Here is a 15,122-nt window from a genome sequence, read left to right on the forward strand (position 1 = left end):
AGAGGATATTCGTGATTTACGAGATCTTACTCGTTATCGAAAAAAATTGATTCATCATCGCACATCAGAGCAGAATCGCATTCACAAAATTCTTCAAGATGCTAATATCAAGCTAACATCCGTTCTATCAGACATTTTTGGTGTATCGGGACGCCGTATCCTTGAAGCCATTCTAAACGGTGAAAAAATAGAGACCGATGGTCTTCGAAAAATGGTGGATTGGCGAACAAAAGCAAGTATTACTGACATTGCCCATGCAATTAATGGTCGTATTCGCCGTCATCATCGTGATATGTTGCGTTACCATTGGGAGCATATGGGTTATTTAGAAAAAGCCATAGAAGAATTGGAAAAACAAATTGATCAACTCCTGTCCCCATATCATAAGGAAGTAGAATTGTTGGATGGTATACCTGGTGTGAACAAAGCTGCCGCAGCTACTTTTATTGCAGAGATGGGCGTTGATATGTCCGTATTTAAGTCAGCTAAACATCTTGCCTCTTGGGCTGGTGTGAGTCCTGGAAATTACGAAAGTGCTGGTAAAAAAAAACGAGTAAAACCACACAAGGAAATAAAGCTTTAAAAACGATGGCCGTAGAATGTGTATTAGCGACATCAAGGCAAAATAATCGAATTGCTTCACATCGAAAAAGGATTACCAAACGGCAAGGAAAAATGAAGGGACGAATCGCTTCTGCTCATTTACTATTAACGATTGCTTACAACATCTTAAAAACAGGAGAACCTTATCATGAACTAGGCTCAAATTACCTTGAAGAAAAACAAAATAACAAAGAATTAAAAATGATCGAATACCTAAAAAAGAAAGGCTATACAATCGCTCCATCTGAACAACAAACTGCATAACCAGTTAAATAACGACATAGTACATTTACCCCCATCAAAAAAATGAGAATATGGAGGGTTTATTTTAGCATGGCTTTTTTACTATTGTGTTTTCATACAAAAAAGCTGCCTTAAAAACAGCTCCGATCTTCAGCTAACGCACCCGTTAGTTCATTAAGATCCTTCCGAAGTTGATTATCTTAACTAAACTATATATTATATACAATACTTTTTTTAGGTTATACTTATAAAGGTATTATATTCGGAACTTTTATACAGTCTGTTCGTATAGATTATAGGAGGGGATAGTATGGAGAATAAAAAAGAGACAAATGTTTTGAAAGATGCGGCTAAATCTTTTGTTAAAGGGGTTACTTTTGGTAGTGTTTTTGATCCAGATATGAGAGAAGAAAAGGCTGATAAAACCAAAGAATTTACTGATAAAGAAATTATTGATCATTTATCCGGAAGAAAGAAACTCCCTGATGCGGATATTGAAGAGTTAATAACAGCAGCCAAATATAGAGGATTATTATAAAAATAAGAAAGCCCTATTTATTTCAGGGCTTTTTATTTGTGCCAATAACCTATTTCCGTGTGATTTCTTATTAAACTATCCTGCCCCTATAGTTGCATAAGAAAAGGAGCTGCTGATAGCTCCTGGTAATGAAGTAAAGCACCCGTTAGTTTAAGTACAATCCTTCACAATCTACTTCATTAGTCAAATTAAAAATGCCTAGCTCCTTATTGAAACAAAGCATCTTAGCTCCTTAAGAGAGAATTTTATTTTAATACCTTTCAATAGTTATTAAATCATCAGAAGGTGTTAGATGTTTCCTTTCTCCTATTGTGAAATCAGCACCCTGCCTATCTACTTCAATATATTGAACAACCTTGTCATCGTTCAAGAAAACTAATAGATATATATCGTCTCTCCAGTCGATATCACTTGGGTCATTAAAATTTACACCTAATTGTTCTTCTATTCCTTCTTGGGTACTATAAGGTGTAAATATGAATGCCTTTTCCCAATCGAAAGTCGTCAATGAGTTAAGTCTTATCTCACTATTATTTTTATCTTCTACAATCGAAAAAATAGACTTTTCTAAACCTGTATTGTGTGGAACATTACTACATCCTGCTAAAAATAGTATAAGGAGGATGTAAAAAGTTACTTGCTTCAAAAAAATAACTCCTTTCCCTTATCAATTGCTACAAAAAGACTTATCTACAAATATCAGGTACTTTTTAATTGATTTCTACTACAGTAACTAAGACGTTTGTTTGCATTTTAAGTTTCACTTTCGTTCTTAGTTCTTGAGCTAACCTGCCCCGTTAGTTCCATAACAAAAAGCTGCCTTAAAGACAGCCCCGATCTTAAGCTAAAGCACCCGTTAGTTCACTAAAGAAAAGGATTGCCACAGCAATCCCCTTTTTAAATTCAAAAATCTTTTACTGTAGCAGAACGGAATTAGTTGTGATCAGCATTTCGTCTATACCAATCCTCTAATGACATCTCTCCAAAGGATTCCTCAAAGTCCAATCTTAAAGGAGCAATCAATTCAAGAGAATTTCCGTCTGGGTCATTAAAATAAATAGCTGCGTGAGCTTGTGGATTGTTATCAAGAACTAAAGGTTGTTGTTCTTCAGTTAAATCAAAGGCTGTACGAATTTCAATTCCTTTACTATTTAACCAATCTTTTGCTGATGTCATATCCTCTATATCTATTTGTAAGGCTACATGTCGTATTGAAGGATGGTATGGAATTTCTACCTGGTTTGTTTCCCATAGACCAAGCCAACTTTTACCTTTCTCAATCCAGAAGAAAGCTAATTTATCATTTTGATATGCAATTTCTAGATCTAACTTTTTATAAAATTTTATTGAGTTTTCAAGATTACTTACAGGTAAATGTGCCTCATAAAGACCTTTTATCATTTCTCGTCCCACCTCGTTATGATATCTATAAATTCCTTATATTTACTGTATCATACTAATATTTGGAATCTACAGAAAGTAGCTCGAATCAAGCTACATTTATAATCGTAGTTTTTGGGATTAAATCAGAATTTTGTTGAACTAACCTGCCCCGTTAGTTCATTAAGAAATTCACAGGATCTATCCCCCATATAGGCAGTATATGCTCGTTTTTCTCTCCATGAAACCCTCCCCTAATTTTGCAATAAAAACGGGAAATGCTTAAAATGATTTTCCGATAAACTAGCTCTGCATATCATATTCATACTTTATTTTTATAAAAAAGATAGTTTGCTTTAATAACTTCTGGTAAATTAAAGAAACATAGTTATAAAAAGTTATATAAGGGGAATTTCATGAAAAAGAAAAGTTATTTAAAATTATTAATTATTTTTGTACTTTTGGGTGGAGGAGTATATTGGTATTACAACAGTATTTCAATCTGGGGTACATCCGAAAACGGAATGTGGAAAGCAACTTATAAAAAAAATCAAGATCAATATGTTGAAAAGGGTTGGACTGGCACCCTTAAGCAAAATTCTGGAGATAAAGTTACTGTAGAAGATATAACTTTTACAGATAATAATAAAACTTTAATGTCTGTAGGAGATTTTGAAGAAGGAAAATCCGAAGACGGTGAAGAAACGGTATTATACCCATTTTCTGCAGAATTTTATGGTGGAGATGGGCCTAAGAAAGGGCATATTTATAAAGTTCATGTTACTTGGAAGGATAAAGGAAAATCCCATACTGATAGCTTTCGTCTTAAATAATTGAACTTACAAAGTTAAAACGTAGCAAAAAGGCCTTTAATCTCAGTATAAAGGCTTTTTTGCTACCTAGAATTCACATTATGTAGACTAAAAGTGAATAGAATATACAAAGTAAAGAGGAATCATACTTGGCTCCTCTTTTTTAATTGGTCAATTCTTTTAATGGTAGGTGTTTTTCAAGCACTTCAAAAGTTGCTTTAATACTTCTTAAAAGACCAATCATTACCTTTTTGATTTCATTTGAAGTTGTGTATTTACCCACACCAAAAGCGACTAATCCTTCTGACTTTGAGAATCCAGAATCTATGCGGTATGGTGGGTGGAAAAGGACATGTTTCTCCTTGGTAAGTTCGGCTATACCTAACTTATCCATTTTTTTGATTGTATTTTAAAATAAAGTTTGATCAAATTGATATTAAAAACCTTGGTAAACGAAAAGAAAGAGCGTGTTTTGAAAAAAGATTGACCGAAACACGCTCTTAATATATTCATTTGAATGATTCTTTTATAAAATTGTTTGATCATTTTCCATACTTCTTATAGAACTAAACCATCTGTTAGATGAACAAGATTTTTTTATTTATGTTCAATTGGCATAAAATTAGAAGGGGTTAATTCTTCAGACTCAATCACAATTGCAGTTAGTCCAGTGGCAGTTGCTGTTTCGTGTCCTTCACCTTTTTCCCAAAAGACTACATCGTTAGCTTTTATATTTACTTTTAATTCATCATCACCGCGAACCCATCCTTCTCCATCTACAACAATGAGTAATTGTGGAATAACAGCATGATGGAAACCTACAATTCCATTAGCTTCTAAATGCATACAACTTATTTGTGTAGGTTTTTCTGTTTTTACAATTCGGGACATAATGAAATTTGAATTAAAATGAGAAATGTTTTTTCCTACTTCTATGTCGGATCTATAAAATTCCAAAAAAGATTTACCCCCTCTTTTTTTATATTCTAATTTGTTAATACTACTTACTTAATCAATAATCCTCTTTAAATATTATTCTTTTGCTAACCTGCCCCGATAGTTCCATAAAGAAAAAGCTGCCTTAAAGACAGCTCCGATCTTCAGCTAACGCACCCGTTGAACAAGAAGGGTGACAATAATATGTTAAATCTGTGTTGTGAAGTTCTTTCTATCAAGGGCTTTACCTAAAAACAACTTTTTATAATTGAAATACAACGCTATTCCAACTAACCCCCCAATTGTATTTAATAAAACATCATCTATATCAATTGCTCGTTGTCCCCCTCCAGAATACTTATATCCTGAAGTGATGAAATTATCTAGAAGCTGATACATCTCGATAAAAACTGTTGTTAAGAAAATAACTATTACAGCTTTATATTTGTTGTTTATAATCTGTAAAAATAACAATGCAAAAGCTAATGGTAACAATAAAAATAAATTTCCTACCGTTTGTATTATTGTTACAGGTGCAACAACCTTACCAAATAAATTACTATAAATAGTTTTAAAAGGGATAAAATTTATTCGTTCAATATTCACATATAGATTTCCTACATACTCTTGCGTTATGTAATAAGGAATATCAATGTAAGCTACAAATGAATGTAATACAAATAAATATATGACAAATACAAATAAAATAACAAAATTCAAAACATTTTTCACTTCTGATTTACTAATTAACCATATAGAGATTATTAAAACAATTCCAAAATTCACCACTAGTTTAAAAAATCTAGAAGCTGTACCCCTTCATATATGTAAGTTCTATAAGCATAGATAAAATAGAATAAAGCCCCTAACAAACAGTACCATTTATTCAGTTTTATATTAATCATCTCCTTCCTCCTTCAAAAATTTGGATAATAATAATTGTATAATAGCCAATACTATGAAACTTGTCACTAAAAATTGTAAAGTTGAGTTCTTCTTGAACTAACCTGCCCCGTTCGTATTATTATCCATAAAAATCCCTCCGTATTTAAAAGTCGCCCTTAGGCACTTTATTAAATTGTTCAATATCCTGATAAATATCCATAAAAAATTTAATATACAAAAAATACGACTAATCAAAACCTAACACCAATCCAACATTGAATTGCATATAAAAAGTCCCCTCTCAATTAAGAGAAGGGTTAATATCTGGAGGGAGTGACCCTTATGGTTAACATATTAAAAGTATTTTATCCATTCAATTACTTTATATACAGAAATAAAAAGACCCTCCTTAAGAAGAAGGGTATCAAGAGATGGTTTTCATTTTTAAAAGGGTTATTGAAAGTGTATTCATTCAATTAATTTCTATTCATTCTGCAAAGCAAAAAAGCCCCTACTCATAAAGAGTAAGGACTTTTAAGTCAAAGGTGCTTTGAAAGGAAAAGCCTTTATTATATTGCCTCATTCAATACATTTATATACCCATGTAATCAAAAAGTCCCTCTCGATTCGAGAAGGGCTTTGAAGATGGAAGTGTACCAAGAGGTCGGTAGCTTGTACATTATTGTTGTTTGTATTGGGGTTCTTCTTGTTCGATTTGTTGAATACGTGGTTCAATGGTGTCAATAACGGACTGAGTTTGTTTAGCCGCATTCTGGTAAAGCTGCTTTGCTTGTTCATTGTCCGTACCCAGTGAAAAGGTTTCGAAGCTTGCCTGAGCACTTTTCAAACCTGCAAGAGTTGTCTTAACGTCATTGATTACTGTCATGAATAACGCCTCCTTTTTTATAAAGATATTACTTTTAGAATGATGAAAACAGGGCTTTATATACCTTCAAAATTTATCCACATTTAATACCTAAACCCATCATTACAAAGTATATGATAATAAATAGAGCAACCTTTGATTGATTTCATTGCTATAAACGATTCCAAATTCTCTTTAAATCTAATGGCACGAATACTTTATCCCCATGTATTTCCTTATGTATGATGAGATGTGAAAAGCATGGATCTAAACTTAACCCTTCTGTTTTATGTCTAGCTGGATTTATTCCTAAAAAATTTTTAAGGTCTTCGGGTAACTGCATAACACTAACTCCTTTTTTATTTTTTATAAAGAACATTCTTAATATGTCCATTAAGAATATTTTTATTGCTAATTTGAGCGATTGCACAACACTTCATGTATATTGTTTACCCTCATAAACTAAACCACCCCGTAAAGGATGGTTTTAGCAAATTGGACATTATTTGATGAAGTAATTTATTCTATTCTGTTCTACCTCAACTTAAAGTAGAACTGTTTCACCTAGATTTAGTGCCTTTCCTTTACTATCTAAATTTTCAAAGTGATAAATAGAGGGATATTCATTTACTTCCATAAATTCTGCTTCCAGCTTTTTGGTATGGTGATCTTCGATACGTTTACAGATTCTTCGATTCCGGTTAACCTAGCAGCTATTGTCTTTCTTGAATTGTTGAGCTAATACTTCCTGCATTCGAATGGCAAACTGCAGCCAATCGATCTTTTTCCTTATCATATACTTCTTCCCTGTCACGTGGACCAATAGCTATAATTTGCTTCTCTAACATTCCTTCGTATTATCATGTATTAGACGAACTAGTCCTCTTACTTAAAAAAAGGCAGCTACATGCTGCCTTTTTTATGTTATTAAAGTGCCTTTCATCAATATCCTCCGTATCCATAAGGGTAATAATATGGATATGGTACGACATATGGGAATACAAAAACAACATATGGGAATCTTTGTCGACGATATCGGCGATATCTTCTTCTGCGAGGACGTCCATAATCATCGTAGTAATCTCCATATCCATATTGTTGCCTGTTTCCTTGTTCTGCATCAAATTCTTCAGGAACTAGCATAGTCACACTTTCTTCATCCATATCATCGATAATGCCATCAACCTTTGACCCGTCGCTCAATTGCCCTATAACATGGTAGTTCATATATTTCCTACATAGGGTTTTTATATCGTCAGGCTGATAACTTCCCTGAACTTGATGAGGATTCATTGGATTATTGTTGTTGTAGTCCACTAAAAATATCCCTCCTTTACTTACTTTAGGATATTCACCCAGTTTGGAATTGGTACCATGACCACCCACGCCATGTTCTTGTATGTTAGTCCAATTTAAGGGACTAACCTTGGAATACAAATGCTGGCCTCAAGCCATAAAGAAACTGGTGCAGGGGTATTCCTAGTGTCTTGACCTACCATGCAGTCTCCCCACCTTCCCTTTACATTGCATAGTACAGCTAATAGTTTATCTCTCCATTTCCCAACCACACTGACGACTTTTTCCTTTGTTTTTAGTTCTTGCTAGATGTCGTTGCTATCATTTTCGTTCTCTCTGCATGTTCCTTCCTGCCTGTTCAATGCCCTTCTAATGGTGCCAAATAAGTCGAGCCCTTTTTCTTGCGCTTGAATTTGACCTTTAACTTCAGGAACTCTAGCTTCCATTTTCCCTAGAGTATGGAACTGTTTTTCAAGATCCATTCTTCCAGAAACACCTTCTTTTTTCATCGTATCTTGGTAAGTTTTCACGTGTAGAAATAGCCTGGTCATACTCTGAGGCTAGGATAATCGGTTTGATGTTGACGTTGCACCTGGTGAAACTCTTTTTCGGTATGGAAGCCGAGCTTTTCACGGTAGGCATGTAGCGTTTTATCCCGTAATGTTATTTGGTCTTCCGCCTTAGAAATTTCTAGTTCAGCTTTTTCCTTTATCATCCGATTTTCTTTTAATTTAAAGGGGTTCATCCAATTGATCGTTTCCAATTGGTGTTGGGCTTGCTGGCGTTGATTTTAAAAATATGAATCCAACGGTAGGTTTCAGAAGCTCCCTCTGATGGTTTCATCTTTCCATCGAATCTGTTGGTCATCCTTATTCACTTGATGTTCCCACTGATCAAGCACTTTACGTTTTACACCAATTTCTTGCAAAGTAGGTTCACGATCCATGTTCAAAAGCTTAGAGGCTTCTTGTAAGTGGACACGTTCTGCAGGCGTGTTGAAGCGTTCGGATTGTTTCCGTTGTTCTTGCTTCCGTGCTTTTTCCCGTTCCAAAGCTTGTTTTTCTTCCCGGTATGTTTGAAGATCAACGACAAGACGATTGTATTTTGGCGATCACGATTGATCGTTCCTCGGTCCGTTTGGAACCCACACTTTTCCATTTCATGAGCCACATGGCCAAGATGGACCGTTGGAAAAATAATCAGATTTCGTTTTACATGGGATTTATGGGAGATACGGTCTTGAATGCCATTAATCTGGTACAACAATGGTCAGTGGAAGAGAACCATTGTTTATCGTGATGAAATTCCACACGATTTTCCACAACCTACCGATGTTATCGAAAATTTTATTAATTATCAGGTGCCACCAGAGAAGTTGAGCGTGCTAGCGAAGTTTGATGGAAGTATTATCGTTGAAAAGACAAAGGGTGAGGTATCTTCCCGTTGCGAAATTGAGGCTGCTAATTTTACTGCCCTTAACGTAATAAATCATATTGTTATAGGAAAGCTAAACTCTGAAAAAGCTCGTGAGGTCCTGTGTAAAGTTATGTCTGCTTATATGATGAATAGACCAGCACCGTATGCAGAGGCATTCCAATTCGATGTTTCAACAGAAGAAAAATTTGATAAGGATATAGTTATGATTGCCGATGAAATGACTGATCAAGTGATTGAAAAAATTAACGATATAATCGTCGATAGTATCGGTAATGGTAGACTTCATTAAAAAATAAAAAATCTTTAAAAACTGTCTGGAAAGACAGTTTTTTTTATTTAATCAGCTTGTAGAAAAGGGGTTATAGTAAAAGCCAACTTTCACCGAAATGAGGGTGTAAAGGCTCGTACATATGCTTTATTTATCAATCCAAATATTATTTATAGTGGTGAACGTGATAACGTAGAAACGACCTTAAAGGCGTTATTTTCGAACTGCCATCACAACAACCAGAATCCAATAAGGGATTTGGGCAGAATTTTCAATAATGAAATTGAAAATTTATTAGGCAGATGCCTTTTATATATTTGCCATGCTACTCAGTCATTCAACTCAACTTTTCACGCCATCCATTTATCATTTGCTGAAAACAACGGTTCCAGAGGGGCTAATTTGAATGATCTCACGCACTCTCTATGACAACTGTACAGCACTCAAGGTTGACCCATTATTCAAATTTATAAAAAAAAAGCCACAATTTAGAATTTTAATGATTTTAAAATTAATTGTTAAGTTGCTAATTTTTTCATCCTTATCATGCTTTGATAAACCATTTGGTAGGTTAGCCCATTCTTATTAACGAATAAAACTATAGGGAGATATCCTCTTTTTCCTTAAAGAGCTTTCTCAAATCATGTTGTGTTTTTCTAATACAACTATCAATTCATTACTAATTTGGTTTAGTTAATAAAAGTTACACTTCCAAGGTAATGTTGTACAACAATAATTACCCCAAAAGTCCATCACCAAAATGTTGGGAGATCTTTTAGCACCGATGATGACATCCCTTAAGGAACTCTACTATATACTTAGTCTTTATAATCATCATAAACGTCATAGTTTTTATCGTCTTCATAATCGTTATATTCATTTTTGTTGTTATGGTCATTCCAGTGATCACTTTCCTTACGTAAGTTGCGCCTCTGTTTAAATTTTTTTAGCACAGATTTTCTCAACAGGGCTAAAAAAACTTCAGATTCTTTAAATTCATTACTTTTATTGATTGCTTGCAAAAATTTTTCATTTTTCATTTTTAGTCCTCCTTAATTAATGACTATTTTATTTTATTAATGCAATTAATGGAGCTGGTTGGGTAAAGTCTGATTAAAAGTGTTCCGTAGATAATTTCTGAGTGTTTGTTTGAGTTTCTTCCTTCTTTCTAATGTTACAATTTTAGCGGTTTGATGATTTGAAAACTGCTTTCCTTTAATCTGTTGATCTGTTTGGTCCAGGTTAAACGAGATTTCCTTTGCTGCATTCTGAGCGATTTTTTTAGCATTTTCTTCACTATCTGAGGATGCTAGAACATAACCATAACGGTCACCCATTGATAATGGTGGACGTAGCTTTTTCCCTTGGCGGGGCTTAATATATACTTCTTCTACTCCCGGATAACTAGCTGCTTTATTTCTACCTGTTACATTTACCAAAATTCCTTTCTTATCTATTGTTATATAATGGACATAAATGTTTTTACTATGCTTTCTTTTAAGATTCGGCTTATTTCCTAAGAGTAGTTGAATTGTTTCTTCAACTAGATTAATACCGTAGCCTACTTCAATGATTCTATTCATCGCTCCCCCAGATATCCTTGGATTGACTTCAATTAACTTCCATTGACCATCTACTAAACGCATTTCAAGATGACAAGCACCATTTTTCATTTGAAAAGCCTCTACAATTGTAGTTACCGCATGAAAAATTTGATTATATAACTTTTTATTAATATGTGGTAATAAGCTATAACCTGTTACAATAAAGCGTTTTTGAAAAGTAATTTCCTGCTTAATGATTGCGACAATATTAACTTTCCCGTCATGAACAAGTGTTTCAACCAAATATTGTGGTCCTGTCAAATATTCTTCAACTAAAATAGGTGTTAGCTCATATTTTTTTTTAAAATGCTGTATAGCTTCAGTTAATTGATCGGGGCTATTTACCTTTAAAACATCTTTTGACCCAGCTGACATTGGAGATTTAACCACTAAAGGAAAACGATTATTTTGTTTTTGAACAAAATTTTGCAAATCTTCTCCTGGAGTATATATTGAGAAATATGGTGACATGGGGAGGTCTTTAATGATATTTCGAGTCAATACTTTATCTTCCATATTAAGGATATGGTCTGGTGACTTAATACTTATACAAAATTCCTCTGTTAATGATGCTGCAACATTTACATAAGGATCAATAAAGCTTAATATTAACTTGATTTTTTTACCTTGACTTTGGATATTTTTTATACTTTTTTTTAATGCATTGTAATTCGATAGTTCTGTGTGTATCAATTGGTGAACATCGGGAAATTCCAATCTTTGCTCAATGAATTGTGGTTTATCAGTCAATAGCACTGTAAAAAAGCCCAGACGCTCCGCAGCTTTAATTGCATCTCTGCTTGAACCTGATTTGTTTGTGCTAATAAACACAATAGTGTTCATAACGTTTATTATCCCACCCTCTGCTGAATTTCATGATCATAAAATAGAATATAGATATTGTACAAATATTGTTCTGAAAAAATATAAAAATGGGAATATGGATAAGCCTTATTTAATATTTTTTTAAGAAAGCTAATTTAATGAAAAGGGGATGGGGCTATTATGACCTTAGTTGGCATGCTTCATCATAGGGCAGACCCACAGAAAGTTACAAGGACCTACGCTTATTCTGTTGTGGCAAAAGCTGAAGGGGTAAACTTTTTTTACTTTACTGCAGGAAAAGTAAATATACAAAACCAGACCATTTTAGGGAAAATATATGAAGATGGAAAATGGGTTGATAAGGAATTCCCTTTTCCCGATGCCATTTTTAATGCAAGTTATCCTACCAGTGAAAAAGGTGAAGAAATCGTAGATTTTTTGTATGAAAGGATTCCTTTCACAAGCCATTCAATCGGAAATAAAATGAGTGTGCATGAGACAATTCAACAAGCAAAAGAATTTGAACAATACCTAATCCCTACACTTGAATTAACAGGCCTTGACATTTTAACTAAAATGGTCGACACTTATCCGAAAGTTATTGTTAAACCGTTATCTGGTCATCAAGGTGGTGGTATAGCTTTTATAGAAAAAGAGAAACAGAGAAAATATAAAATTAATGAAGCTGGGCAAATTTCATATTTTGATAAAGACCAAATGCTTGAATTTGTATCTGATAAAATTAGAATACAAGATTACCTCGTTCAACAGTACATTTCCTGTAAAACAAAATCCGGGAATGTATATGATTTTCGTTTGCATGTACAAAAAAATGGAGAAGGAAAATGGGTGATTACTTCTATTTATCCCCGTATAGGGCCATCAGGGAGCATTACTTCTAACTTGGGTAGTGGTGGATATACAGGTTTTCCGGAAAGTTTCTTAAAATATGAGTTTAAAGACTCATGGTATGACATTAAAAGGACTCTTGAATACTTCGCTATAAGTTTTACAAACCATTTTGATTCATTATATGACAGTACTCTAGACGAATTGGGAATTGATGTAGGAATCGATGAGAACCAAAAAATATGGATTTTTGAAGTAAACTGGAGACCAGGGATACCAGTAATATTCAATGGTGAACTAGACGTAGCAAGAAACACAATTCTTTATGCGAAGTATTTAGCTGACATGAATAAAAAATAGGAAAAGTTTAAAATTGATAATCCATACTTTTTAATTAAATCATCCATCTGGTGCAACACTAATTTTGCGTTGTATGGTGACAAACGGGCTTGTTAGTGGAAGAAGTTTTTTTTTGAAGAACATATTTGTAAAATCCTTTAAACGTGAGTTGTTGCCGGTTTACATGGAATGCTGCATATATTCAGGCAAAAGGGGTCCAATTGCAGATTTAAATGGAGATATTACGGCAGTGGAAAAAGCCAGAGTAGTGACTGATTTATATTTCCATTATGGAATAAAAAAGACAATTTCCCCCCACTCTAAGGAAAAAATCGTCCTTTTGGAGGGTTTATTTTAGCATGGCTTTTTTACTGTTGTGTTTTCATACAAAAAGGAGCCGCTGATCAGCTCCTGGTAATGAAGTAAAGCACCCGATTGTTGCACAAAGGAATATTTTCTAGAGACAGGGCCAAGCAATTATCACTCTTATTTACGGTAAGGGCTAGCTGCCTTTATTCACTCTAGAGAGCGGGACTGGTTCCAATTACGACAGTAGCGTCCAGTTCATCGCAATTTGCCACCTGTGGAGTTAGCCCGTTTCGAGCAAAGATTTCAACGGTTTGCTTTGTCTGTTGCTGGCTAGTCTCGACCAGTAAATGACCGTCGGGTGCTAGCCAGAGTGGCGCCTCAGAAGCGACCCGTCGTTGGACGTCCAGCCCGTCTGTGCCCCCGTCGAGCGCCACCCGTGCCTCATGTTTTCGTGCTTCTTGGGGGTAACAACTTGATTGCCTCGGTAGGTACGTAAGGTGCGTTTGCGACCAAGATGTCGACGCAGCCACGCAGTTTTGTTGGCAGTGGCTGATAGAGGTCCCCTTCGTACACGTTACCACCGATGGAAGTAATGTTGCGGCGTGCACACTGCACAGAAGCTTGGTCGATGTCAACTGCATACAACTCTATCCATTCCAGACCCGCGGTCAACGCGGTGCCTACCGCACCCGTGCCGCAGCACAGGTCAACTACGATGGCTCCTGGCATGGCGAGGGCAGCTTGCCTGGTGGACGAGAAACTCGGTGCGGCGACGGGGTACGAAGACTCCTGGTTCCACAGCTATACGAATACCTCAGAAATCCGCCCAACCAATTATGTGTTCGAGGGGAAAACCTGCTACACGTCGCATGACGGCGAGGGCGTCTGGCGTCCTTGCTTCTGAAATAAGCAACTGGGTCTCATCTTCTGCGAAAACACAACCTGCGGTCCGAAGCCTGGTAATTATACATTTTTCTTTTTCGTCGTCCGTATAAAAATTAATTTGCTTCCCCATTTATTTCCCCACTCTTGATAACTTATTTTTGTTTATTATTATAGATAATTCGTTAAAAATTGTAGGAATCCTTCCTCCACTAACCTCCCTCAATAAAGAAAGCAAAACCTCTCGATATCTCCGTTTTTCTTAGATTTTCATAGTAGTTTACCTGCCGGTAATCACTTAATAGTTGGGGGAAAATCACTTGAAAGGATAAAATTAGACCTTTGGAGAAAAAAGAATTATAGCCCACTAACCAACCACTTACAGAAATTGGTGAATGAGTTAAATTATAATCGCACTGGTGGATGTCCACATTCTCATGGAGGTCAACCCTCCCATGCCTCACAGAGTCTTCGCTCTCAAATTCCTTCGTCCAACCTTTCCATGAGGTGGATGTCAGCCATGCTGCCCCACAGGGTCCTTGCCCGTAATTTAGTTGCTTTGCCGACTAATCCGTGCTTCAAATGATACCCAAATATACATAACCAAGAAACTCGCCTCTACTATTTTATCTAATCTAAAACTGAATCAAGCTGCTAGTTCCACCTTCTTTGATACTCGCATATGAGGAATATCCTTTAACATCTTTTCTTCATTAAATTCAAATTGCTTTTTACCCATGCTAAAGAAAATACGGATCAGTTTATTACATAAAGCAATAAGGGACTGCATCTTCTTTAATGGATTATCTGGACGTTGAGTATAGTAGGCATGTAATGCCTTAAATGCTGAATTGTTGGCGACCAGTATCATACCATTTCTGTACATCAGTGCTCGCAGCATTTTCCTTACCTTCTTTGTGTTGGTTGTTTTCCCCTTATGCTTACCAGTGGTATTTTATTTTAAGTTCATATCGACATGCTTAATAATTGACCGGGTATGAGTATATTCCTTAAGTTCACCAACTTCTGAAAAGAAGCCGGCAACAGTGTA

At 35.2% G+C, this 15,122-nt stretch carries 18 protein-coding genes and 3 pseudogenes; 7 read left to right on the top strand and 14 right to left on the bottom strand.

What is annotated here, in order from left to right; translation table 11 throughout:
* The 3 genes from J7I96_RS25260 to J7I96_RS25270 form a co-directional block, all read left to right on the top strand.
* The coding region (locus J7I96_RS25260) for a transposase (protein WP_215048179.1) at positions 1–583 on the top strand (583 nt) is incomplete at its 5' end.
* A 5-nt stretch (positions 584–588) separates the two neighbouring features.
* On the top strand, positions 589–867 hold the full coding sequence (locus tag J7I96_RS25265) for a hypothetical protein (RefSeq protein WP_201253575.1): 279 nt from the start codon (positions 589–591) through the stop codon (positions 865–867).
* A 289-nt stretch (positions 868–1,156) separates the two neighbouring features.
* Positions 1,157–1,384 (top strand): hypothetical protein, encoded by a 228-nt coding sequence (locus J7I96_RS25270; protein ID WP_214925852.1) that lies wholly within the window; start codon positions 1,157–1,159, stop codon positions 1,382–1,384.
* 250 nt (positions 1,385–1,634) lie between these two features.
* Here J7I96_RS25270 and J7I96_RS25275 read toward each other — a convergent pair whose 3' ends face one another.
* A complete protein-coding gene (locus J7I96_RS25275; RefSeq protein WP_214925854.1) occupies positions 1,635–2,030 on the bottom strand; it encodes a membrane lipoprotein lipid attachment site-containing protein in 396 nt (131 codons plus the stop codon).
* Between the two features lie 287 nt (positions 2,031–2,317).
* Complete coding sequence (locus J7I96_RS25280) at positions 2,318–2,785, bottom strand: VOC family protein (protein WP_214771532.1); 468 nt, start codon at positions 2,783–2,785, stop codon at positions 2,318–2,320.
* Positions 2,786–3,180: 395 nt separating this feature from the next.
* On the opposite strand from J7I96_RS25280, the gene J7I96_RS25285 reads away from it, so the two are divergent.
* Complete coding sequence (locus J7I96_RS25285) at positions 3,181–3,597, top strand: hypothetical protein (RefSeq protein WP_214925858.1); 417 nt, start codon at positions 3,181–3,183, stop codon at positions 3,595–3,597.
* A 142-nt stretch (positions 3,598–3,739) separates the two neighbouring features.
* Here J7I96_RS25285 and J7I96_RS25290 read toward each other — a convergent pair whose 3' ends face one another.
* The 8 genes from J7I96_RS25290 to J7I96_RS25325 all read right to left on the bottom strand — a co-directional run bounded on the left by J7I96_RS25290 (position 3,740) and on the right by J7I96_RS25325 (position 8,609).
* Positions 3,740–3,970 carry a hypothetical protein gene (locus tag J7I96_RS25290; RefSeq protein WP_214925866.1) on the bottom strand — a complete coding sequence of 77 codons (231 nt, stop codon included), beginning with the start codon at positions 3,968–3,970 and terminating at the stop codon, positions 3,740–3,742.
* 203 nt (positions 3,971–4,173) lie between these two features.
* Complete coding sequence (locus tag J7I96_RS25295) at positions 4,174–4,533, bottom strand: cupin domain-containing protein (protein WP_214925868.1); 360 nt, start codon at positions 4,531–4,533, stop codon at positions 4,174–4,176.
* A gap of 186 nt (positions 4,534–4,719) precedes the next feature.
* Positions 4,720–5,301: a VanZ family protein gene (locus J7I96_RS25300; protein ID WP_311315260.1), complete on the bottom strand. Its 582-nt coding sequence runs from the start codon at positions 5,299–5,301 to the stop codon at positions 4,720–4,722.
* Positions 5,302–6,076: 775 nt separating this feature from the next.
* The gene (locus tag J7I96_RS25305; protein ID WP_214774533.1) at positions 6,077–6,283 is read right to left on the bottom strand and encodes a DUF1657 domain-containing protein; all 207 of its coding nucleotides are present in this window, start codon (positions 6,281–6,283) and stop codon (positions 6,077–6,079) included.
* A gap of 921 nt (positions 6,284–7,204) precedes the next feature.
* Entirely contained in the window at positions 7,205–7,579 is a 375-nt protein-coding gene (locus J7I96_RS25310) for a hypothetical protein (RefSeq protein ID WP_311315261.1), read from the bottom strand.
* 284 nt (positions 7,580–7,863) lie between these two features.
* Positions 7,864–8,088 (bottom strand): hypothetical protein, encoded by a 225-nt coding sequence (locus J7I96_RS25315; RefSeq protein ID WP_214774531.1) that lies wholly within the window; start codon positions 8,086–8,088, stop codon positions 7,864–7,866.
* 17 nt (positions 8,089–8,105) lie between these two features.
* A complete protein-coding gene (locus J7I96_RS25320) occupies positions 8,106–8,321 on the bottom strand; it encodes a hypothetical protein (protein ID WP_214774529.1) in 216 nt (71 codons plus the stop codon).
* Positions 8,322–8,375: 54 nt separating this feature from the next.
* Positions 8,376–8,609, bottom strand: a complete 234-nt coding sequence (locus J7I96_RS25325; RefSeq protein WP_215048182.1) for a hypothetical protein — start codon at positions 8,607–8,609, stop codon at positions 8,376–8,378.
* 192 nt (positions 8,610–8,801) lie between these two features.
* Here J7I96_RS25325 and J7I96_RS25330 point away from each other — a divergent pair, with 192 nt between their 5' ends.
* Positions 8,802–9,284 (top strand): hypothetical protein, encoded by a 483-nt coding sequence (locus J7I96_RS25330; RefSeq protein WP_215048184.1) that lies wholly within the window; start codon positions 8,802–8,804, stop codon positions 9,282–9,284.
* A gap of 51 nt (positions 9,285–9,335) precedes the next feature.
* A pseudogene (locus tag J7I96_RS29015) lies at positions 9,336–9,488 on the top strand (MarR family transcriptional regulator); the annotation flags it as partial.
* 593 nt (positions 9,489–10,081) lie between these two features.
* Here J7I96_RS29015 and J7I96_RS25335 read toward each other — a convergent pair.
* Together J7I96_RS25335 and J7I96_RS25340 are read right to left on the bottom strand one after the other, a co-directional pair.
* Positions 10,082–10,303 (bottom strand): hypothetical protein, encoded by a 222-nt coding sequence (locus tag J7I96_RS25335; RefSeq protein WP_214774523.1) that lies wholly within the window; start codon positions 10,301–10,303, stop codon positions 10,082–10,084.
* A 45-nt stretch (positions 10,304–10,348) separates the two neighbouring features.
* Entirely contained in the window at positions 10,349–11,710 is a 1,362-nt protein-coding gene (locus J7I96_RS25340; RefSeq protein ID WP_214774521.1) for an ATP-grasp domain-containing protein, read from the bottom strand.
* Positions 11,711–11,872: 162 nt separating this feature from the next.
* Here J7I96_RS25340 and J7I96_RS25345 point away from each other — a divergent pair, with 162 nt between their 5' ends.
* The gene (locus J7I96_RS25345; RefSeq protein WP_214774519.1) at positions 11,873–12,901 is read left to right on the top strand and encodes a YheC/YheD family endospore coat-associated protein; all 1,029 of its coding nucleotides are present in this window, start codon (positions 11,873–11,875) and stop codon (positions 12,899–12,901) included.
* Between the two features lie 500 nt (positions 12,902–13,401).
* Here the strand turns inward: J7I96_RS25345 and J7I96_RS25350 are convergent.
* Both J7I96_RS25350 and J7I96_RS29020 read right to left on the bottom strand, forming a co-directional pair.
* Positions 13,402–14,204: pseudogene (locus J7I96_RS25350) on the bottom strand (putative protein N(5)-glutamine methyltransferase).
* 513 nt (positions 14,205–14,717) lie between these two features.
* Positions 14,718–15,122, bottom strand: a pseudogene (locus J7I96_RS29020) (transposase); the annotation flags it as partial.

This window comes from Bacillus sp. ISL-78 (assembly GCF_018613455.1).
Classification (GTDB): domain Bacteria; phylum Bacillota; class Bacilli; order Bacillales; family DSM-1321; genus Peribacillus; species Peribacillus frigoritolerans.